This window comes from Acidovorax temperans (assembly GCF_028596105.1).
In the GTDB taxonomy this organism is placed as follows: Bacteria; Pseudomonadota; Gammaproteobacteria; order Burkholderiales; family Burkholderiaceae_C; genus Acidovorax; species Acidovorax temperans.
This window is the reverse complement of the sequence record NZ_CP117193.1, coordinates 1,298,601-1,317,956: the sequence shown is the minus strand read 5'-3', so window position 1 is coordinate 1,317,956 and position 19,356 is coordinate 1,298,601. Positions and strand designations below refer to the sequence as shown.

Genomic DNA, 19,356 nt, shown 5'->3' with positions numbered 1-19,356 from the left:
TATGCCATCTGCTCCAACAGCAATGTTGTAGCAACGGAGATGCGGATGAGCAGACGAGCGGTGTAAGTCGCACGCCTGGAAAGCGTGTGCGGGCTAATTCCCAGCGCGGCTTCGAAGCCCGCCCTCTACTTCATGCATTCATGACTAACGGGCCCTTGTGGCTCGTTTTGCATTTCCACCTCTCAGCCCGGTTATTGGTTGCGTCTACCACCCTTGGCCGTTGTGCGAGCAGTTTTTCCTCCCGTGAAAGCTACACGCCAACCTACGCATTGCCCCGGCCCTTTGCAAACTATCGAACGCGTGGCTGCGGGTGCAGCAACGGGCGGGCTGAGTCGCTTGAAGCCAAATATGGCACCAGCCCTTGGCGACCTCAAATCTGAAGTGCAACACCCCCTTCAGAATAAAGGCCTCCATGAGCAAAAGAACCTACGAGCAGATCAAAGAATCCGAGCGCCACGCGATTGCACTGGGGCTTCAGCAAAAGCAAAGCATCCGAGCCATCGCCAGGGCTCTGGGACGCAGCCCCAGCACCATCAGCCGGGAGATTCATCGCAATGCAGGGGGCAATGGCTACGCCAGCCGGTTTGCCCATCAGCGCAGCTGCAAGCGGCGCATTCACAGCCGCCCCCAGCCCAAGCTGCACCGCCAGGGGGCTTTGTACCGCCTCGTGTGCGACCATCTGCACCTGCACTGGTCGCCTCAGCAAATTGCCGGGCACCTCAAAAAACTCCACCCCCACGACAGGCGCGCCAGAGTGTCACACGAGAGCATTTACACCTGCATCTATGCCCAGCCCCGGGGAGAGCTCAAGAAGGAGTTGGTGGCCTGTCTGCGCATGGCTCACGCCAAGCGCTGGCCCCGCTCCAAAGGCGAGGACCGCCGAGGAGAAATCACCGATCTTGTGAGCATCCACGTGCGCCCTCCAGAGGTAGAGGATCGCCAGCTTCCCGGCCATTGGGAGGGAGACCTCATCAAGGGGGCCCACAACGCCAGCGCCATAGGAACCTTGGTCGAGCGCACCACGCGCTTATTGATCGGGCCCCATAAAGATTGAACTTTCTGCTGATTTTCGCGTTCGAAGCAGCATGGACAAAGAAGACGCGAGATACCAAACCCTGGAGCAGCTTCACGAGCGGCGCAAGCAAGTCATCCGACTGCACAAACGGGGCATCAAAGTCATGGAACTGGTGCAGATGTCGGGCTTGAGCTACCCGGCTGTGCGCAAGGTGCTTGATCTGTTCGAGCAAGGCGGCTGGCCAGCCATCAAACCAGCCGGTCGTGGTCGCACGAAAGGCGATGCCCGATTGCTCACGCCCGAGCAAGAAGTCCACATCCAAAAGACCATCTGCGACAAACGTCCCGAGCAATTGAAGATGGACTTCTTCCTGTGGAGTCGCGCCGCCGTGATGCAGCTTATCGAACAGGAATGTGGCTTGAAATTGGGTGTGCGCACCGTGGGCAAATACCTGGCACGCTGGGGTTTCACCCCACAAAAGCCCATCAAGAAGGCATACGAACAACGCCCCGAAGCCGTCAAGGCCTGGCTAGATGAACACTACCCGGCCATCGAGGCCAAGGCCAAGGCTGAGGGCGGCGAAATCCACTGGGGCGATGAGACCGCACTGGTCAACACCGATGTACGCGGCAGGAGCTATGCACCAGCAGGTGAGACACCCGTGGCGTTCACGGTGGGCAGCACACGCCAGAAGCTGTCGATGATCGCCACGGTGACCAACCGGGGCAAGGCACGCTGGATGATCATTGACGAGGCCTTCAACAGCGACAAGTTGATTGAGTTCCTGGAGGCCTTGATCAAGGACGCGGGCAAGAAGGTGTTCCTGATCCTTGACAACCTGCGTGTACATCACAGCAAACCGGTCAAGGCGTGGCTGGCAGAGAGAAAGGAACAGATCGAGGTGTTCTACCTGCCCAGCTACAGCCCGGAACTCAACCCAGAAGAGCGTTTGAACGCCGACCTCAAGCAGGCCATGGGCAAGCGGGTCCCGGTCAGAACAAAGGCAAAACTGCGCGATGCGGCCAACGAACACATGGCCATGCTGGAGAAGTCACCCGAGCGGGTGATGAGCTACTTTCAGGATCCCCGCGTCAAATATGCCGCCGCTTGAGACTTCATGGGGCCGGAGCAATAGTGGTGCTGGTCAAGCTGCCACACCCCAACCCGGCTACGGCCGCGCATGTGCTCAAGGCATTCAGCGACAAACTCAATGCAATTGCCAGCCCGATGCGCCAGAGCCTGACCTACGACCGAGGCCGCGAGATGGCCGAGCACGCCAGACTTACCCAGAGCACGGGTGTGAAGGTGTACTTCTGTGACCCCTACAGCCCTTGGCAGCGCGGCAGTAACGAGAACATCAATGGGCTGCTGCGCCAGTACTTCCCCAAGGGCACCGATCTGAGCGGCTACACTCAGGAGCAGCTCGATGCCGTGGCCGATGAGCTCAATGGGCGTCCCAGGATGACCCTGGGTTACAGCACGCCCTTGGAGGTCTATGCCCAGCACCTGCATCGCTTGAGCCAGCAGCCTGAGTCTGAGCACTGAGCACTGAGCACTGAGCACTGAGCACTGAGCACTGAGCACTGAGCACTGAGCACTGAGCACTGAGCACTGAGCACTGAGCACTGAGCACTGAGCACTGAGCACTGAGCACTGAGCACTGAGCACTGAGCACTGAGCACTGAGCACTGAGCACTGAGCACTGAGCACTGAGCACTGAGCACTGAGCACTGAGCACTGAGCACTGAGCCGCAACAATAAATGTTGCACTTGGACTTGAATCCGCCCTTACGGGGCAAGCGCCAGCAGCTATCAAAAAAGGAATTTCCCAGATCAATCCAGCGCGGCAGCCACCTGCGCCAGAGCCTCGGCCAGGGCCGGTGCCATGGCTACGGCATTGCTGGCATGGGCCACGCAGTCGGTGCTCCAGAAGCTGCCCACGCCTGCCTCGTGCAGCGCGGCAAGCGCGTCGGGTGCGATGAGGGCATGGGTCACCGCCACATCGACCGAGGCGGCGCCCGCCTGCAGCAGCAGGCGCGTGGCCTGCGCCAGGGTATGGCCAGTGCTGGCCATATCGTCGAGCAGCACCACGGCCCGGCCCCGCACGTCCAGCGGTGGCAGTGCGATGGTGACGCTGCGGTCGCCATGGCGCTCTTTGGTGCACACGGCATGCTGCAGCCCGTGGCGATGTGCGGCCTGGGCCACCCACTGGGCCGATTCGCCATCAGGGCCCACCAGCAGCGCGCCAGGGCGCTGCTGCACGATCCAGTCGGCAAGCAGCGGTGCACCGCTGACCACCACGGCCTGGGCTGCGGGTACGGCCTCGGGCAGCGTGGCAACGCGGTGCAGGTGCGGATCGACGGTGACCACAGCGTCAAACAGGCTGGCCAGGAACGGACCAACGATGCGCTGGCTCACGGCTTCGCCGGGATGGAAGGCGATGTCCTGGCGCATATAGGCCAAGTACGGCGCCACCAGCGTGAGGTGGCGCACGCCCAGGCCACGCGCAGCGCGGGCGGCCAGCAGCAGTTCGACCAGCTTGTCGTTGGGCTGGTAGAGGCTGCGCAGCGTAAGCGGCCGGCGAACTCATCTTGAAGGACCTGCTGTGGTTGAGCACGATCGTGTGCACGCAAACGAGAGTGGACACGATGCTCAAAGACCCTCAGACACCCCGCTATGCGGTGCGGCGCACGCACCGCACCTACACGCAGCAGTTCAAAGCCGAACTGGTGGCCGCCTGCCGGCAGCCCGGCGCATCGATTGCCGCCGTGGCCCTGCAGCACGGCATGAACACCAACGTGCTGCACCGCTGGCTCAAGGAATGGGCACAGGGCATGCACCGCCTCGAAGGAGGCCTCGCCACTGCTGCCGTAGAACCTCGGACCCCGGCCTTCGTCCCCCTTGCGCTGAGCGCCGTAGCGTCAACAACCGCCAGTGAGCAGCCGTGCGTGGCCGCCTCGACACCAGCGACCGAAATCCGTATCGAATGCCAACGTCCTGGCATGTCAGTGACCGTGCACTGGCCCTTGTCTGCCGCAACCCAGTGCGCCCAGATGCTTGGCGAGTTGCTGCGGTGATCCGTATCGATGCGGCCTGGCTGGCCACGGCCCCGCTGGACATGCGTGCGGGCACCGACACCGCCCTGGCGCGGGTGATCGCCACCTTCGGCGCGGCCCACCCACACCACGCCTACGTCTTTGCCAACCAGCGAGCCAACCGTCTGAAGGTGCTGGTGCACGACGGCGTGGGGCTGTGGCTGGCCGCGCGTCGGCTGCACCAGGGCAAGTTCGTCTGGGCGCCGCCGGGCAGTCCGAACGTGGCACTTGAACATGCCCAGCTCAATGCGCTGGTGCTGGGCCTGCCCTGGCAGCGCATGGGATCGCAAGGCTCCATCACCGTGGTCTGAATCTTCTGCTTGAGGCGCAGACCATGGCAATCGGGAGATGCGCCAATGGTCTTGCCCGGCACGCACGAGCACACTGCGCCTCATGGTGATCGACGAACAGGCACTGGGCGAACTGGACGCAGAACAACTGCGTGAGGTCAGCCAGCGCCTGCTGGCCGAACTGCGCCATCAGCGCGCTCTGAACGAGAAGCTCGCCTACGAATGTGCTCTGCTCAAGCGGCTGAAGTTCGCAGCCAAATCCGAACGCCACAGCGCTGATCAGCGCGACCTGCTGGAAGAAGAACTCGATAGCGATCTGGCGGCCGTCGAGCATGAGATCGATCAACTGCGGCCGGCACCCGCTGCGACCGAGAAGCAGCCGCTCAAGCGCACACCGCTGCCGGCCCATCTGCCACGGCGCGAGATCCGCCATGAACCCACGTCCACGACATGCCAGTGTGGCTGCCAGATGAAACGCATCGGCGAGGACGTGGCCGAGAAGCTGGACTACGTGCCCGGCGTCTTCACGGTCGAGCGCCACATCCGGGGCAAGTGGGCCTGTGCGAAGTGCCAGACCCTCACACAGGCGCCGGTGGCCGCACACGTCATCGACAAAGGCATCCCGACGACTGGCTTGCTGGCCCAGGTGCTGGTGGCCAAGTACGCCGACCACCAGCCGCTGTACCGCCAGGAGAACATCTTCGGCCGCGCCGGTCTGGCCATTGCACGATCGACCCTGGCGCAATGGGTGGGCACCTGCGGCGCGCAGCTGCAGCCGCTGGTCGATGCGCTCAAGACCGAAGTGCTCGGGCACCGGGTGCTGCACGGCGATGAGACGCCAGTGGCCATGCTCAAGCCGGGCAACGGCAAGACACACCGGGCCTACCTGTGGGCTTACGCACCGGGTGCGTTTGAAGACATGAAGGCCGTGGTCTACGACTTCTGCGAGTCGCGCGCCGGGGAGCATGCCAGAACCTTCCTGGGTGACTGGCGCGGCAGCCTGATCTGTGACGACTACGCCGGCTACAAGGCCAGCTTCAGCCAGGGCGTCACAGAGGCTGGTTGCCTGGCGCACGCCCGGCGCAAGTTCTTCGACCTGCACGCGGCCAACAAGAGCCAGATCGCCGAGTTCGCGTTGACGCAGTTCGCTCGGGTCTACGAGATCGAGAGGGCCGTCCAGGACACACCGGCACCCCAGCGGCTACAGACTCGCCAGCAGCACAGCCGGCCGATACTGGACGCCTTGCACCAGTGGATGGTGCTGCAGCGCCAGCAGGTGGCTGGCAACTCGGCCACGGCCAAGGCCCTGGACTACAGCCTCAAGCGCTGGGCGGCGCTCACACGATTCATTGATGACCCGCAGCTGCCGGCGGACAACAACTGGATCGAGAACCAGATCCGGCCCATTGCCATCGGACGCAACAACTGGCTGTTTGCCGGCAGCCTGCGCGCGGGCCAGCGGGCAGCGGCCGTCATGAGCCTGATCCAGTCGGCGCGCATGAACGGGCACGACCCGTATGCTTACCTCAAGGACGTGCTCACCCGGCTGCCCACGCACAAGGCCAGCCGGATCGACGAGCTGTTGCCGCACCGCTGGCAGCCGGTGGACTGATCCTGGTCATCGACGCCAGGGCACCCGTTCAGCGGGGGGCTGTCTTGCGCAGCAGGCCCGGCGAGACCTTCCAGTTCTGACCTTCGTCGGTGTGCACGCTGGCGGTCTTCTTGTTCAGGCGCAGCACGATGCCGTGCTTGACGCTGCCATCGCTGGCCGTGAAGTGGACCCGATCACCTTCGGCGAACTGCGCCAGTTCCACTGTGCTCCTTGCCTGGGCCAGGAGGTTCAAGCGTTCGACCACCATCCGGTTGAGGTAGAGCAGGTCTTCTTCACCCATGTGGCGCAGGGCTTGGGTAAACAACTCGCGGTCCAGAATCGTCTGCTTGGAATTCATCGTCGGTGCACATCTCAGCCGCGTGACGGCGGCTGTTCACCGCGAGTCTATGGCAGCGTAAACCATGCGCTGGCGCGCACACCATCCATTCAAGTCAGGCGCAAGATGGGTTGGCCGAACGCATACTGCGCAGCAGCACGGCGCGCGCGGGCAATTGGCCCGCCCCGTCCACCGGCAAAGTCAGTTTGAGTTCGCCATCCGGAAAGCGATGGCGCTGCACGGGCCGCAGGGCCAGGCCGCTGGCGGCGGCCTGGCGCTCGGCAGCAGGGCGTTCGTCGTCGAAGTACAGCAGACAGGTTTGGGCTGCAGGCAATCCGGTCATGTTCAAAACTCCACATAAACGCGCGGCACCTCGTCGGCGGTGCCCACGCGGTAGCCGCTGCCATGCGCGCTGGACTGGCGGGCGAATTCCAGATCAGCCGGGAAGTCGGCATGCACGCGGTACAGCGGCTGGCCGCTGACCACGGCATCGCCCAGCTTGCACAGCAAATCGACGCCCGCTCCCTTCACCTTGGGCGCGCCAGCCAGGCGGGCGATGCGGGCAATCTGCTGGTTGTCAATGCCCGCCACCACACCGTCAGCCGGGGCGCAAACTTCAAAATGCAGCGCACCCAGACGCGGGTGGTTGTGGTCAAACGCCTTGCTGCCCTGGGCGGCAATGATGGCCTGCATGCGCGCCAAGGCGCGGCCGGAGTCAAGGATGTCGCGTGCGATGGCATAGCCGTCGCCGCCGCGCACGTCTGGGTCGCACTCGATCAGGCGGCCTGCCAGGCGCAGGGATTTCTGGCGCAGATCATTGGGCGCGCGTGGATCGTTTTCCAGCACGCGCATCACATCGCGCGCCTCCAGCACCGGGCCAATGCCGTTGCCGATGGGCTGACGCCCGTCGGTAATGACCACGTCGAGCGACAGGCCCAGGCGCCGCGCCACGTATTCAAACAGGCGACGCAGGCGCTGCGCTTCAGGCATGGAGCGCACTTTGGCCGTGGGGCCGATAGGGATGTCGAGCACCAAGTGGGTGGAGCCTGCGGCGATCTTCTTCGACAGGATGGACGCCACCATCTGCCCCGGCGAGTCGATGGACAGCGGGCGCTCGACAGAGATCAGCACATCGTCGGCGGGCGAGAGCTGGGCTGTGCCTCCCCAGGCCAGGCAGCCGCGATGGTCGCGCACGATGCGCAGCAGGTCTTGTAGCGGCAGCTCGACATTGGCCAGCACCTCCATGGTGTCGGCTGTGCCCGCCGGTGATGTGATGGCACGCGACGACGTCTTGGGACACAGCATGCCGTGCGCCGCCACGATGGGCACAACCAGCATGGAGGTACGGTTGCCCGGGATGCCGCCGATGCAGTGCTTGTCCACCAGCAAGCCCTCGTGCCAATCGAGCCTCTGGTCCGTGGCCACCATGGCGTCGGAGAGGAAGAACACTTCTTCGCGATCCAACTCGTCGCGGTTGCACGCGACGACGAAGGCCGTGAGCTCGATCTTGGAATAGCGGTGCTCGGCGATATCACGCACGATGGCACGCAGGTCTTCGCGCCGCAGGCGCTCCCCCGCGATCTTGCGGAACAGCGCCCCCATGGATTCGGGCGGCTCGGCCTGCGCCACCGCCACCTTGTAGCCCGCCTCCACCCCCAGAAGGGCAAAGGCGTCTTCGGACAGCCCCAGCTCATCGCACGCGACGATGCCGAGGTCATCCACCACGTTCACCGTGGCGAGAATGCGCCGGCCGTTGGCGCGCACCTCAATCTTCGACAACGCCTGGAAACCCTCCGCACGGTTCACAGCACAGTCACGGTGCAGGTAAGCGACGTTCTCGCGTCAGGTGTCAATGGCCACACGGCGCACCGCCAGGCGCGAGACGGAAGCACCCCCGTCAGGGGGCGCCTGTCAAGGAGTCGGAATGATGGAAGTGGTCATGTAAACAGCCTACACCCAATCATTCCCGGGGCGGCCCTCGACCGCAGCGCGTGCGCAAAGAAATTCTGCGGGCTCCGCCATCCGATCCAAAAGCAATGTTATAGTAGCGGGCTTCGGAGAGGTGGATGAGCGGTTTAAGTCGCACGCCTGGAAAGCGTGTGTGGGCTAATCCCCACCGCGGGTTCGAATCCCGCCCTCTCCGCCATTAATGCAAGCCCAAGTGGTCCGCACCACTTGGGCTTTTTGCATTGGGCCGGACCCTCTGATCGAGCGTTATCGACCGCGCTTGCGAGGTCATCGCTCCCGACATCGGCAAATCCTTCCGCCACGCCGCAGCTCCACGCACGCATCAGCAAAGCCGTGGCGGCCCTGCCTTAAAATGGCTGGCTAACCTTCCTGTCTCTAGACTCGGCCAACCAGGCCGTTTCCTGCACCAAGTACCACCCATGAGCACGCCCCTGCAACAACCCGGCCTCGAAAGCCTGTCCAAGTCGTTTGAACCTGCTGCACTGGAAGCCCACTGGGGGCCTGAATGGGAAAAACGGGGATACGGCGCGGCGGGCCACCGTGGCACGGGCGCGCCAGTGGCGGGCGAGCCAGCGTTCTCCATCCAGCTGCCGCCCCCCAACGTGACGGGCACGCTGCACATGGGCCATGCGTTCAACCAGACGATCATGGACAGCCTCACGCGCTACCACCGCATGCGGGGCTTCAACACGGTGTGGGTGCCGGGCACCGACCACGCTGGCATCGCCACGCAGATCGTGGTGGAGCGCCAGCTGCAAGAGCAAGGCATCAGCCGCTACGACATGGGCCCCACCCCGCCCGAGGCGCGCAAGAACTTCGTGAGCAAGGTGTGGGAGTGGAAGGAAAAGTCCGGCAACACCATCACCACGCAGATGCGCCGCATGGGCGACAGCGTGGACTGGAGCCGCGAATACTTCACCATGGACGACAAGCTCAGCGCCGTGGTGACCGACACCTTCGTGAAGCTGTACGAACAGGGCCTGATCTACCGCGGCAAGCGCCTGGTGAACTGGGACCCGAAGCTGCAGTCCGCCGTGTCCGACCTGGAAGTCGAGAGCGAAGAAAAGGACGGCTCGCTCTGGCACATCGCCTACCCGCTGGCCGATGGCTCTGGCAGCCTGACGGTGGCCACCACCCGCCCCGAGACCATGCTGGGCGACGTGGCGCTGATGGTGCACCCCGAGGACGCGCGCTATACGCACCTCATCGGCAAGATGGTGAACCTGCCGCTGTGCGACCGCCAGATCCCGGTGATTGCCGACGAGTACGTGGACAAGGAATTCGGCACGGGGGTGGTGAAGGTGACGCCCGCGCACGACCAGAACGACTACGCCGTGGGCCAGCGCCACAAGCTGCCCATGATCGTGGTGCTGACGCTGCAAGCCACCATCAACGAGAACGCCCCCGCCAAGTACCGCGGCATGGACCGCTTCGTGGCCCGCAAGGCCATCGTGGCCGACCTCGAAGCCATCGGCGCGCTGGTCGAGGTAAAGAAGCACAAGCTCATGGTGCCCATCTGCACCCGCACCGGCCAGGTCATCGAGCCCATGCTGACGGACCAATGGTTCGTGGCGATGAGCAAGGTCAGCGACCAGGACCCCACGGGCAAGAGCATTGCGCAAAAGGCCATCGATGCCGTGGCCAGCGGCGAAGTGACCTTTGTGCCCGAGAACTGGGTGAACACCTACAACCAGTGGATGAACAACATCCAGGACTGGTGCATCAGCCGCCAGCTGTGGTGGGGCCACCAGATCCCGGCCTGGTACGACGAAGACGGCAACGTGATCGTGGCCCGCACCGAGGCCGAGGCCCAGGCCAAGGCGCCCGGCAAGACGCTGCGCCGCGATGAAGACGTGCTCGACACCTGGTACTCGTCCGCCCTCGTGCCCTTCAGCACCATGGGCTGGCCCAACCAGGGCACGGCAGCGACAGACGACTACAACCTGTACCTGCCCAGCACGGTGCTGGTCACGGGATACGACATCATCTTCTTCTGGGTCGCCCGGATGATCATGATGACCACGCACTTCACGGGCCGCGTGCCGTTCAAGCATGTGTACATCCACGGTCTGGTGCGCGACGCGCAGGGCAAGAAGATGTCCAAGTCCGAGGGCAACGTGCTCGACCCGGTGGACCTGATCGACGGCATTGCGCTGGAGCCCCTGCTCGACAAGCGCACCACCGGCCTGCGCAAGCCCGAGACCGCGCCCACCGTGCGCAAGAACACGCAAAAGGAATTTCCCGAGGGCATTCCGGCCTATGGCGCTGATGCGCTGCGCTTTACCTTTGCGGCGCTCGCGTCGCTGGGCCGCAGCATCAACTTCGACAGCAAGCGCTGCGAGGGCTACCGCAACTTCTGCAACAAGCTCTGGAACGCCAGCCGCTTCGTGCTAATGAACTGCGAAGGCCAGGACTGCGGCCTGAAGGAGCACACCAAGGAAGAGTGCCAGCCCGGCGGCCCAGCCCACGGCTACATGCAGTTCAGTCAGGCCGACCGCTGGATCAGCTCGCTGCTTCAAAAGACCGAGGCCGAAGTCGCCAAGGGCTTTGAAGAATACCGCCTGGACAACGTGGCCAACACGATCTACGACTTTGTCTGGAACGAGTACTGCGACTGGTACCTGGAGATCGCCAAGGTGCAGATCCAGAACGGCACCGAAGCGCAGCAACGCGCCACGCGCCGCACGCTGATCCGCACGCTCGAAGCCATCCTGCGCCTGGCGCATCCGATCATCCCGTTCATCACCGAAGCTCTGTGGCAGGTGGTAGCACCCGTGGCCGGATTCAGAGGCGAATCGGTCAGCATCGCCCGCTATCCCGAAGCGCAGCCCGAGAGGATCGACGAGGCGGCCATCGCCCACATGGCCCGCGTCAAAGGCTTGGTGGACACCTGCCGTGCCCTGCGCGGTGAGATGAACGTCTCGCCCTCCACCCGCCTGCCCATGTATGTGGTGGGCGATGCCGACTTCATGCGCGGCGTGGCGCCGGTGCTGCAGGCCCTGGCCAAGCTCAGCGAGGTCAAGGTGTTTGACGATGAGGCCGCCTGGGCGGCAGCTGCCCAGGCCGCGCCCGTGGCCGTGGTGGGCGAAGCCCGCATGTGCCTGTTCATGGAAATTGACGTGGCCGCCGAGAAGGCGCGTCTCTCCAAGGAAATCGCGCGCATCGAAGGCGAAATCGCCAAGGCGAATGGCAAGCTCTCTAACGAAGCCTTCGTGGCCAAAGCCCCTGCCGCCGTGCTGGAACAGGAGAGAAAGCGCGTGGCCGACTTCACTGCCACCCTCGGCAGATTGCGCGATCAGCTGACACGCCTGGGCTGAAACGGCCGCGATACTCGGCGACATGTGGCCCGCCAACGCGGGCCGACGTCGCCTGACTGCATTCAAAGGAAACCCATGACTGTTGCCACCACCGTTCGCAAAGCTGTATTCCCCGTTGCCGGCCTGGGTACGCGTTTCTTGCCTGCCACCAAAGCCTCTCCTAAGGAGATGCTGCCCGTGGTGGACAAGCCGCTGATCCAGTACGCGGTGGAAGAAGCCTACGCCGCCGGCATCCGCCACATGATCTTCGTGACAGGCCGCAGCAAGCGTGCCATCGAAGACCACTTTGACACGGCCTATGAGCTGGAAGCCGAACTGGAAACGGCAGGCAAGGAAGCCTTGCTGGCCCTGGTGCGGTCTGTGCAGCCTGACGACATGGACTGCGCCTTTGTGCGCCAGCCCCGCTCACTGGGCTTGGGCCATGCGGTGCTGTGCGCAGAGCCTTTGGTGGGCAACGAACCCTTTGCCGTGCTACTGGCCGATGACCTGATGGTGGGCCCCCAGGGCGGCCAGCCGGTGCTGGCGCAGATGGTGACGGCCTTCCGCCAGCAAGGCCGGTCTGTGATTGCCGTGCAAGAGGTGCCCGAGGACCAAGTGCACAAGTACGGCATCGTGGCAGGCGAGCCCGCAGGTGGACAACTGATGCGCATTGAGCGCATCGTGGAAAAGCCCAAAGCCGACGTGGCCCCCTCCCGCATGGGGGTGGCTGGGCGCTACATCCTTACCCCCGGCGTCTTCGAAGAGATCCGCAACCAGCCACGCGGTGTGGGTGGCGAAATCCAGCTCACGGATGGCATCGCGCGGCTGATGACGCACGAAGCGGTGTACGCGTTCCAGTACGAAGGCAAGCGCTACGACTGCGGAAGCAAAGAAGGCTTTCTGGAGGCCACGGTGGAACTGGCGTTGCAGCACCCACAAGTGGGCGCGACGTTCCGCGCGTACCTCAAAGGGCTGAGCCTCTGAGGCTGAGCGCACGCCGTACGCGCATGACCAGCGCGCACGGCTAGCTATTCAATTGGCATTGACCGGGGATGGGCTTCCCGGCGCCCAACGCACGGTTCGGAACTGTAGGCCCGACCGTGCACCGCACCCACCGTTAGCGGCGGCGCAGAACGTGGATGAACTCTTCACCCACGGTTTGCTGTTCCACCAGCTCATTGCCCGTTTGCTTGGCAAACGCCTGGAAGTCGCGCACCGACCCCACATCGGTGGCCAATACCTTCAAGAGCTGGCCGCTGGCCATTTCTGCCAAGGCCTTTTTGGCTTTGAGAATGGGCAAAGGGCAGTTCAAGCCCCGGGTGTCGATTTCTTTGTGTGTTTCCATGGTCATCAATCCTTGCTCGGCAGGCCCAGCCCACGGCGCCGCTCTGCATTTTCTTCTTCGGCAAAAAACACTGGCTCGTGCCCTCGGGTGCGCAACCAGTCTGCCAACGCATAGCCTGTGCCAGCGGGCCAGCATTTGAGTTTGTCCAGATCGTACAGGCGATAGTCCACCAGTTCAGGGGACAGCTTCACCTGGCCTGTCGCCACGACATGGTAGGCAATGATCACTTGGTTCATGCGCAAAAACTCGTAGGCCCCCACAAGTTTGGCGCTCTGAACATCCAGGCTGGTTTCTTCCTTGACCTCGCGGGCAATGCCTTCCTGCGGCGACTCACCGGCTTCCATGAAGCCTGTGATCAATGCAAACATTTTCTCTGGCCAGGCCGCATTGCGCGCCAGCAGGACCTGGCCATTCACCTCCACGATGGCAGCCAACACGGGCGTGGGGTTGTTCCAGTGCGTCCATCCGCAAGCAGGACAGCGCAAGCGCGCCTTGTCGCCCCCATCTTCCAACTGGGTGATCCACGCAAGGGCCGTGCCGCAGTGGGTGCAGTAGCGGGTTTCATACTGGGTCATGGGTGCTTCCAAAAAGATAGCTGGCTGCGCTTATCCATCAAGTGCCAGAGGCATATTTCATTCAAAATTCAAACCCCAGCGCACCAGACCATATCAAGATGTCCTGAGCCTGCTTCAGGCAGGAAACACCCCTGTAGAGAGGTAGCGATCGCCCCGGTCGCACACCACAAAGACGATGGTGGCGTCTTGCTCACGCAGCGCGATCTGCTGGGCTACCCAGCAAGCGCCAGCGGCAGAGATCCCCGCGAAGATACCTTCCTCACGGGCCAGGCGGCGGCACATTTCCTCGGCATCGTCCTGGCTCACGTACACCAGCTCGTCCACCGCGCGCGGGTCGTAAATTTTGGGCAGATATTCCTGCGGCCACTTGCGAATGCCCGGAATGCGCGAGCCTTCCTGGGGCTGGGCTCCGATGATCTGGATGCCCGGATTTTTTTCCTTGAGGTAACGCGACACCCCTGAGATGGTTCCGGTGGTTCCCATGGCACTCACAAAGTGCGTGACGCGTCCGCCCGTTTGCTCCCAAATTTCGGGGCCTGTCGTTTCGTAGTGGATGCGGGGGTTGTCCTCATTGCCGAACTGGTCCAGCACCTTGCCCTCTCCGCGCTTTTGCATGGCCTCGGCCAAGTCACGGGCATGCTCCATGCCACCACTCTTGGGGGTCAGCACCAGCTCGGCACCAAAGGCCTTCATGGTCTGGGCCCGCTCAATCGACAAATCCTCAGGCATCACCAGCACCATGCGGTAGCCCTTGATGGCAGCGGCCATGGCCAGCGCAATGCCGGTGTTGCCCGACGTCGCCTCAATCAGCGTATCGCCCGGCCGAATGTCACCACGCTCCTCCGCACGGCGGATCATGGACAGCGCAGGCCGGTCCTTCACCGAGCCCGCAGGGTTGTTGCCTTCCAACTTGCCCAAAACCACATTGCCACGCGCCGCGTTTTCCTGTGCACCAATGCGCTGCAAGGCCACCAGTGGCGTGTTGCCAACCGCTTGTTCGATAGTTTGGTAATTCATGGTCACTACTGTGCCATAATTTGCGTCTTCACAAATTACCCGCCCGGGTGGTGAAATTGGTAGACGCAGGGGACTCAAAATCCCCCGCCGCAAGGCGTGCCGGTTCGATTCCGGCCCCGGGCACCACAGATAAGGCCGGAAGCTTCCACGAGCTTCCGGCCTTTTTCTTTTTCTGCGGCGAAATGGGCTTTGGCTGGCACGCGACTGTGGCGCGCGAGTGTCAGGGGCACCACCACCTGAGGGCTTTGGCGCTGCCTCTCCCATCACCGTGCAGATCGGCGGCACCCAACAGCCATACCCATCTGGTCACAAAGGTCAATGGCTCCAAGGCCGGTCCACTCCGCCGCCCAACAAGCTTCAGTTCAGACATCGTGCTTTCAACCACCTCGCCATATGGCAGAGCGTTGTGAAAGCTACGCCATACATCACTTGGGTCTGAGCGAGGGAACTTCTGCCCTGATGGCTAAGCGTACCCATGCTGAGCGAGGCGATGCAACTGCTCACCTTGGGCGACGGAATCACTCACCCAGTGTGATTGAACTTGCATCAAAATGCTGTATATTTAAACAGTCTTTATCAAGGAGTTCGACCATGGAAGTGATTGATACGCTGTACACCGTCACCCTGCAAGACTGCCCCGATGAGGTGCCAGAGCGGGCGCGTGCGCAAGCCGAGGCACGTTATGCAAAAGCCCTGGAGCATGCGCTTGGAGGCCCGGAAGAAGTGGCTGCCGCGCTGGACACGATGTCGGGGCTGGAGGGTGCTGCCGACGAAGATATTTCGCAAGCAGACCTGGAACTGGCAGCACGCTGGGCCAAGGCTTGCACCGCCGCGAGGCAGGCGGGATTTCGCGATCTGGGCGAAGCAGAGTGCATGTACTTTGATGTGCGCCTGTCCTGACGCGTGACATGGGCATGAAGGGTATTGAGGAATGCGTTGGCGCTCCTGTAAGCCCCTTCCAGTGGGACATTCACCAACGATGGGGGATGAGCCGCAAGCAGGTGCGCATCCAGCCGCAGAGCTCAGATACAAATCGTGACAACGCGATGCCCCGATGCGAATTTGTCTGACACATGGAACTGCGGGCTTTTGGTGGAATCTCACCCACTGGCCATTGAGGCCAGAGTGGGATGGACCATTGAGGCCCCCGCGTCCCCAATCAACGGTGTTCACACCCTTTGAAGGAGCAACGCCATGACATCCAGTCACCTCTCTTCGCAAGCCGTTGCTTTGCTGGCATTTGTTGCCACGGTGACTTTGGCACTCGTGGCCGCCCTGGTGGGCTCCGCGCCCGATTGGGTTGTGCAGTCGGCAGACTCTCTTCCGCTCCTCCCTGGGCAACTGGACCTTCTTTTGCCGGTGGAACCTGCACGCTGAGTGGCTAGCACAGTGCGGTGCAGACTGCCGCTTAAACGCTGAGCTGAAGCCGCAGATCCCCTGGGCTTGATGCCTTCAAGGAGCCATCAGAGCCAACCGCCTGCGGGCTTGGGCGGCGGCTTCTGCATCGCCAGCGGCTTGCGCAAGATCAGCCTGCACGGTCAGCCATGCCATCAGCGGGCGGCTCCAGCCCTGGGCTGAAGCGGCGTCTACTGCCAGTGCGACCACTTCGCGCCCGGCCTGTCCTGCACGGAACAAGGTGCCAGCGGCCACCAGGCGCGAGAGGGGGTCTTCTACCCCCTTGAGCAGTGCCGCAGCGTTGCCGGCACTCGACTGCGCCAAGGCGGTAGCCACGGGGCGCTGCGCAGGCGGCAACAAAGCCAGTTCATCAGCCGCCAAGGGGCGGCCCAGCAGGTAATTCGCGTAGGCTTTTTCGGGGCCTGCGGCATCCTGCTGCAGGGCCTCAAATGGCGGGCAAGCTTGCGTCAGCGCCAAGCTGGCTCCCTGCGCCGCACAGCGCAACAGTTCTGCACGCGCCACCAGATCCAGCCGGCCAGTGCTGGCGAGCTCTCGGCGTGCACGTGCCCACTCCTGCTCCTCCACCCGGCTGTTGCCTGTCAGGTAGGCCTGCAAGGCCTTTTCGGTGGAGCCGTGCGCATTCATCTGCCAGTCTGGGATGGCGGGCTTGCTGGAACAAGCTGCCAGGGCAGTGCACACCAACAGCGGCGCCCAAACGGTGCACAGACGGCGCGCAGACAGGCTGGAAGGCGGGCACACCCAGCGGGGCCATGCAGTCAGAAAAAAGCGAGTGCGCTGTGTCATGGCAGTCGAATCTCGGTGTCGCGCGCAAAAGGCCATTTGCGCTGGATTTCGTTCACCAGGCTTTCCACCTTGCGCAGGTTGCTTTCCACATCGGCGCGCAAGGCGCCCAGGTCGGTGGTGGCTTCGCGGGTGTTGGCGCCGATGGCCTGAGCCTCCACCAGCACCGCATCCACCTTCTTGAGGCTATTGCGCGTCTCGGCCAGCAAGGCATTGAGCTGCCCAACCGAGGCCCGCAGGTCAGGCACCAGCGCGTCTTTGCCGTTCTCACCAAACACCTGGCGATCGGCCTGCTTGGCCAGGCCATCCAGGCGCGCCAGCAGGGTGTTGGTGCGCTCCAGCGTGGTGATGATTTTTCGGGCATCGGCTTCGTTGCCCATCAGCACGCCCAGGGCGCCACCGGGGCCGTTCAGCTGCTGGGTCAGGGCCTGCACGTTGGCTAGGCTGCTGCCCAGGGCTGCGTCTTGCGCGGTGAGGGCATTGAGGTTGCCCAGCAGTTCACGGGCGGACGCCATCAACTGCGGAATCTCGGCCGTGGCATCGCCACGCAACACGGGGCGCACGGCACCGGCAGGCAACGGTGGGTCGGTCAGGATGCCGCTGTACGCGCGGATGTTGGTGCCCCCCACCACGCCGCGCACCAGCGTGAACACGCTGGACTCGCGCAGCCAGTGCGCGTCTTTCTGGGCCACATCCACCACGATGCGGGCGTTGCCGGTTTCGGCCAGTTCAATGCGGCGCACGCGGCCGATGGGAAAGCCCGAGAACGTCATGTCCATGCCTACCACCACGCCTTCAGAGTCATCGGCAGTGAGCACCAGGGTTTGCGTGGGCTCAAACGCACCCCGCGCATACAGCAGGTACAGGCCGGACCCCACGATCAACGCCAGCGTGAACAGCAGCAGCATCGCGGCCTTCAGCTCCAGATAGGCCACAGGACGCAGGGATTCCACATGCGCAGCATCGGCAGCGATGGGCGTGCCCGCCGGATCGGGTGGCGCAGCAGATGGGGGCGGGGGTACGGAAGGGTTCATGGCAAACAATCTGTACGGCCCCAACGGGCCGGGGATGGTGGGGGCATGGTCTGGTTCAGGGGCCGCATCAGTAGTAGTTCCCCACCAGCGAGCCAACTTCGATGAGCAGCAGCACGGCAAACATGCGCGCCAGCCCGCCCAGTTCTGAATCGGGCTGCGTGCGCTCGCCCGTGTCGTACAACCCGGCGGCCATGGGGATGAGCGCCACCGCCAGGCTGAACAACACGGTTTTGATGACGAAGACCAGCGTGACCGCAGGCGCAAACACATGCCCAAACATGCGCGTGTAGCTGGGCAGGCCCGCCAGGCTGAAGCCATACACGCCGAGGTAGGCCAACACCAGGGCGACCACGCAGCTCAACGCCGCCAGGGTGATGCAGGCAAACACGCCCGCTACGGCGCGGGGCAGCAGCTCCACACGAATGGGGTCAGCCCCCGCATGGCTCAGGCGGGCCAGGTGGCCAGACTGGCGCAGCAGCGCCAGCTGCGTGCCGTTGGGAATGGTGCAGCGCATGGCCACGAACAGCGCAGCCGTCAAAGGGATCAGCTCCAGCACCAGCACGCGGATCACCATCTCCAGCGCGTAGCGCGACAAGCCATAGCTGATGGCCGTGACAACCACGATGCGCGTGAGCACCAGGCTGATCAGCGCTGCCAACACGGTAAAACCCAGCAGCACCGGGGCGGTGTCCAGATACAGGTGGCGTGCCAGAGCGCGCCGGGTGACCTTGCCGTAACTGGACGGCGACAGCACCAGCACACACACCACGGCACCCAGGTACAAGATGCGCCACCAGGCCAGCGCCCAGCGCCGCACCACGCCCCAGGCGCGTTCGGACAGGGAAAGGCCGGGCAAGCGCGAAATCATGGCTGGATCATAGCTGCGCACCGGGCCACACCGCGTTTCAGGCAGCGGCCGATGACATCAAACGTTTTTGGCCTCCAGCGCTTATCCATCAAGCGCCGCCAGCTATCAAAACAGAAGCACACAAAGCACTTTGAAACATGCATGGCGCGCCGCCTGCACTGGCCGCTGGCAAAGTTGCCATCACGCCCCCATCACACATGGCGCTTGCCAGCCGCAGACCCTGGCGCAATGGGTGCGCTGCTTTGCGCATCTGCCCGCTGGTGCAGGGCTTCGATGATGTGGCACTGCGCGTCAGAACCATCACAGTGGCTGCGCAGGGCCATCAGATCAGCCTCCAGCGCCTGCAACTCTGCCAGGCGTGCGCGCACATGCCGCAGGTGCTCGTCCAGGGTGTCGCAGGCGGCGTGGCAGTCTTCCTTGCGCGTCAGGTCCAGCGCCAGCAGGGTGCGCACCTCGTCCAGCGACATGTCCATGGCACGGCACAGGCGCACAAAGCGCAGCCGGTGCACATCGGCGGCGCTGTAAAGTCGGTAACTGTTGTCACCCCGGGCGCCGGGCGGCAGCAGGCCTTCCTTTTCGTAGTAACGGATGTTGGCGGGCGACACGCCCGACTGCCGGGCGGCCTCGCCAATGCGGTGCACTGCAACGTCATCAACCATGGGGCTTGACCTTCAAGTGGCTTCAAGGTTTCCAATGATGCCATTGCAACCCGAACCTCAGTTTAGAAAG

The 19,356-nt window shown here is 63.4% G+C and carries 17 protein-coding genes, 2 tRNA genes and 4 pseudogenes; 12 read left to right on the top strand and 11 right to left on the bottom strand.

Going from position 1 to position 19,356, the window contains the following annotated elements; all coding sequences use genetic code 11:
• Window positions 1-412: 412 nt before the first annotated feature.
• The 3 genes and pseudogenes from PQV96_RS06210 to PQV96_RS06200 all read left to right on the top strand — a co-directional run.
• Window positions 413-1,036: pseudogene (locus tag PQV96_RS06210) on the top strand (IS30 family transposase); the annotation flags it as partial.
• Between the two features lie 49 nt (window positions 1,037-1,085).
• Complete coding sequence (locus PQV96_RS06205) at window positions 1,086-2,126, top strand: IS630 family transposase (RefSeq protein ID WP_044395424.1); 1,041 nt, start codon at window positions 1,086-1,088, stop codon at window positions 2,124-2,126.
• A 23-nt stretch (window positions 2,127-2,149) separates the two neighbouring features.
• Window positions 2,150-2,560, top strand: a pseudogene (locus tag PQV96_RS06200) (IS30 family transposase); the annotation flags it as partial.
• Window positions 2,561-2,848: 288 nt separating this feature from the next.
• Here PQV96_RS06200 and PQV96_RS06195 read toward each other — a convergent pair.
• Window positions 2,849-3,595, bottom strand: a pseudogene (locus tag PQV96_RS06195) (ribose-phosphate diphosphokinase); the annotation flags it as partial.
• Between the two features lie 68 nt (window positions 3,596-3,663).
• On the opposite strand from PQV96_RS06195, the gene tnpA reads away from it, so the two are divergent.
• From tnpA to tnpC, 3 genes are all read left to right on the top strand, one after another.
• Window positions 3,664-4,092, top strand: a complete 429-nt coding sequence (gene tnpA, locus PQV96_RS06190; RefSeq protein ID WP_066161161.1) for an IS66-like element accessory protein TnpA — start codon at window positions 3,664-3,666, stop codon at window positions 4,090-4,092.
• On the top strand, window positions 4,089-4,421 hold the full coding sequence (gene tnpB / locus PQV96_RS06185; RefSeq protein ID WP_066161156.1) for an IS66 family insertion sequence element accessory protein TnpB: 333 nt from the start codon (window positions 4,089-4,091) through the stop codon (window positions 4,419-4,421). The genes tnpA and tnpB overlap by 4 nt, the downstream gene beginning before the upstream one ends.
• Window positions 4,422-4,503: 82 nt before the next feature.
• Window positions 4,504-6,012 carry an IS66 family transposase gene (gene tnpC / locus PQV96_RS06180; protein ID WP_273625230.1) on the top strand — a complete coding sequence of 503 codons (1,509 nt, stop codon included), beginning with the start codon at window positions 4,504-4,506 and terminating at the stop codon, window positions 6,010-6,012.
• Between the two features lie 28 nt (window positions 6,013-6,040).
• On the opposite strand, the gene PQV96_RS06175 is transcribed toward tnpC, so the two are convergent.
• The 3 genes and pseudogenes from PQV96_RS06175 to PQV96_RS06165 all read right to left on the bottom strand — a co-directional run bounded on the left by PQV96_RS06175 (window position 6,041) and on the right by PQV96_RS06165 (window position 8,203).
• A complete protein-coding gene (locus PQV96_RS06175) occupies window positions 6,041-6,349 on the bottom strand; it encodes a hypothetical protein (protein ID WP_084397648.1) in 309 nt (102 codons plus the stop codon).
• 94 nt (window positions 6,350-6,443) lie between these two features.
• Window positions 6,444-6,671, bottom strand: coding sequence for a hypothetical protein (locus PQV96_RS06170; RefSeq protein WP_242638404.1), 228 nt, complete (start codon window positions 6,669-6,671; stop codon window positions 6,444-6,446).
• 2 nt (window positions 6,672-6,673) lie between these two features.
• Window positions 6,674-8,203, bottom strand: a pseudogene (locus PQV96_RS06165) (thymidine phosphorylase family protein).
• 181 nt (window positions 8,204-8,384) lie between these two features.
• Here PQV96_RS06165 and PQV96_RS06160 point away from each other — a divergent pair.
• The 3 genes from PQV96_RS06160 (at window position 8,385) to galU (ending at window position 12,576) form a co-directional block, all read left to right on the top strand.
• A tRNA-Ser gene (locus PQV96_RS06160) sits at window positions 8,385-8,474 on the top strand.
• A 241-nt stretch (window positions 8,475-8,715) separates the two neighbouring features.
• Complete coding sequence (locus PQV96_RS06155; protein WP_207373203.1) at window positions 8,716-11,613, top strand: valine--tRNA ligase; 2,898 nt, start codon at window positions 8,716-8,718, stop codon at window positions 11,611-11,613.
• 75 nt (window positions 11,614-11,688) lie between these two features.
• Window positions 11,689-12,576, top strand: a complete 888-nt coding sequence (galU, locus tag PQV96_RS06150; protein WP_207373204.1) for a UTP--glucose-1-phosphate uridylyltransferase GalU — start codon at window positions 11,689-11,691, stop codon at window positions 12,574-12,576.
• 133 nt (window positions 12,577-12,709) lie between these two features.
• Here galU and PQV96_RS06145 read toward each other — a convergent pair whose 3' ends face one another.
• The 3 genes from PQV96_RS06145 to cysM form a co-directional block, all read right to left on the bottom strand.
• Window positions 12,710-12,937, bottom strand: coding sequence for a sulfurtransferase TusA family protein (locus PQV96_RS06145; RefSeq protein WP_044401862.1), 228 nt, complete (start codon window positions 12,935-12,937; stop codon window positions 12,710-12,712).
• A 5-nt stretch (window positions 12,938-12,942) separates the two neighbouring features.
• Window positions 12,943-13,512, bottom strand: coding sequence for an NUDIX hydrolase (locus tag PQV96_RS06140; protein ID WP_273624826.1), 570 nt, complete (start codon window positions 13,510-13,512; stop codon window positions 12,943-12,945).
• A 114-nt stretch (window positions 13,513-13,626) separates the two neighbouring features.
• Window positions 13,627-14,529: a cysteine synthase CysM gene (gene cysM, locus PQV96_RS06135; protein ID WP_044401809.1), complete on the bottom strand. Its 903-nt coding sequence runs from the start codon at window positions 14,527-14,529 to the stop codon at window positions 13,627-13,629.
• A 41-nt stretch (window positions 14,530-14,570) separates the two neighbouring features.
• On the opposite strand from cysM, the gene PQV96_RS06130 reads away from it, so the two are divergent.
• The 3 genes from PQV96_RS06130 (at window position 14,571) to PQV96_RS06120 (ending at window position 15,906) form a co-directional block, all read left to right on the top strand.
• Window positions 14,571-14,655, top strand: a tRNA-Leu gene (locus tag PQV96_RS06130).
• Between the two features lie 465 nt (window positions 14,656-15,120).
• Window positions 15,121-15,429 carry a 3-hydroxyacyl-CoA dehydrogenase family protein gene (locus PQV96_RS06125; RefSeq protein WP_207373206.1) on the top strand — a complete coding sequence of 103 codons (309 nt, stop codon included), beginning with the start codon at window positions 15,121-15,123 and terminating at the stop codon, window positions 15,427-15,429.
• A gap of 294 nt (window positions 15,430-15,723) precedes the next feature.
• Window positions 15,724-15,906, top strand: a complete 183-nt coding sequence (locus PQV96_RS06120; protein ID WP_273624825.1) for a hypothetical protein — start codon at window positions 15,724-15,726, stop codon at window positions 15,904-15,906.
• A 75-nt stretch (window positions 15,907-15,981) separates the two neighbouring features.
• On the opposite strand, the gene PQV96_RS06115 is transcribed toward PQV96_RS06120, so the two are convergent.
• The 4 genes from PQV96_RS06115 to PQV96_RS06100 all read right to left on the bottom strand — a co-directional run bounded on the left by PQV96_RS06115 (window position 15,982) and on the right by PQV96_RS06100 (window position 19,286).
• On the bottom strand, window positions 15,982-16,728 hold the full coding sequence (locus tag PQV96_RS06115; protein ID WP_273624824.1) for a hypothetical protein: 747 nt from the start codon (window positions 16,726-16,728) through the stop codon (window positions 15,982-15,984).
• The gene (locus PQV96_RS06110; protein ID WP_198848137.1) at window positions 16,725-17,759 is read right to left on the bottom strand and encodes an MlaD family protein; all 1,035 of its coding nucleotides are present in this window, start codon (window positions 17,757-17,759) and stop codon (window positions 16,725-16,727) included. The genes PQV96_RS06115 and PQV96_RS06110 overlap by 4 nt, the downstream gene beginning before the upstream one ends.
• Window positions 17,760-17,826: 67 nt before the next feature.
• Window positions 17,827-18,627 carry an MlaE family ABC transporter permease gene (locus tag PQV96_RS06105; RefSeq protein WP_198848138.1) on the bottom strand — a complete coding sequence of 267 codons (801 nt, stop codon included), beginning with the start codon at window positions 18,625-18,627 and terminating at the stop codon, window positions 17,827-17,829.
• A gap of 191 nt (window positions 18,628-18,818) precedes the next feature.
• Complete coding sequence (locus PQV96_RS06100; protein ID WP_273624823.1) at window positions 18,819-19,286, bottom strand: Cd(II)/Pb(II)-responsive transcriptional regulator; 468 nt, start codon at window positions 19,284-19,286, stop codon at window positions 18,819-18,821.
• Window positions 19,287-19,356 lie beyond the last annotated feature (70 nt).

What these genes read in the sequence shown, in the direction of transcription:
- PQV96_RS06110 (WP_198848137.1), bottom strand. Translation starts at nt 17,759, where the DNA reads ATGAACCCTTCCGTACCCCCGCCCCCATCTGCTGCGCCACCCGATCCG.
- PQV96_RS06120 (WP_273624825.1), top strand. Translation starts at nt 15,724, where the DNA reads ATGACATCCAGTCACCTCTCTTCGCAAGCCGTTGCTTTGCTGGCATTT.
- galU (WP_207373204.1), top strand. Translation starts at nt 11,689, where the DNA reads ATGACTGTTGCCACCACCGTTCGCAAAGCTGTATTCCCCGTTGCCGGC.
- PQV96_RS06170 (WP_242638404.1), bottom strand. Translation starts at nt 6,671, where the DNA reads ATGACCGGATTGCCTGCAGCCCAAACCTGTCTGCTGTACTTCGACGAC.
- PQV96_RS06140 (WP_273624826.1), bottom strand. Translation starts at nt 13,512, where the DNA reads ATGACCCAGTATGAAACCCGCTACTGCACCCACTGCGGCACGGCCCTT.
- PQV96_RS06100 (WP_273624823.1), bottom strand. Translation starts at nt 19,286, where the DNA reads ATGGTTGATGACGTTGCAGTGCACCGCATTGGCGAGGCCGCCCGGCAG.
- tnpC (WP_273625230.1), top strand. Translation starts at nt 4,504, where the DNA reads ATGGTGATCGACGAACAGGCACTGGGCGAACTGGACGCAGAACAACTG.
- PQV96_RS06175 (WP_084397648.1), bottom strand. Translation starts at nt 6,349, where the DNA reads ATGAATTCCAAGCAGACGATTCTGGACCGCGAGTTGTTTACCCAAGCC.
- PQV96_RS06115 (WP_273624824.1), bottom strand. Translation starts at nt 16,728, where the DNA reads ATGACACAGCGCACTCGCTTTTTTCTGACTGCATGGCCCCGCTGGGTG.
- PQV96_RS06105 (WP_198848138.1), bottom strand. Translation starts at nt 18,627, where the DNA reads ATGATTTCGCGCTTGCCCGGCCTTTCCCTGTCCGAACGCGCCTGGGGC.
- PQV96_RS06145 (WP_044401862.1), bottom strand. Translation starts at nt 12,937, where the DNA reads ATGGAAACACACAAAGAAATCGACACCCGGGGCTTGAACTGCCCTTTG.
- PQV96_RS06205 (WP_044395424.1), top strand. Translation starts at nt 1,086, where the DNA reads ATGGACAAAGAAGACGCGAGATACCAAACCCTGGAGCAGCTTCACGAG.
- PQV96_RS06155 (WP_207373203.1), top strand. Translation starts at nt 8,716, where the DNA reads ATGAGCACGCCCCTGCAACAACCCGGCCTCGAAAGCCTGTCCAAGTCG.
- tnpA (WP_066161161.1), top strand. Translation starts at nt 3,664, where the DNA reads ATGCTCAAAGACCCTCAGACACCCCGCTATGCGGTGCGGCGCACGCAC.
- cysM (WP_044401809.1), bottom strand. Translation starts at nt 14,529, where the DNA reads ATGAATTACCAAACTATCGAACAAGCGGTTGGCAACACGCCACTGGTG.
- PQV96_RS06125 (WP_207373206.1), top strand. Translation starts at nt 15,121, where the DNA reads ATGGAAGTGATTGATACGCTGTACACCGTCACCCTGCAAGACTGCCCC.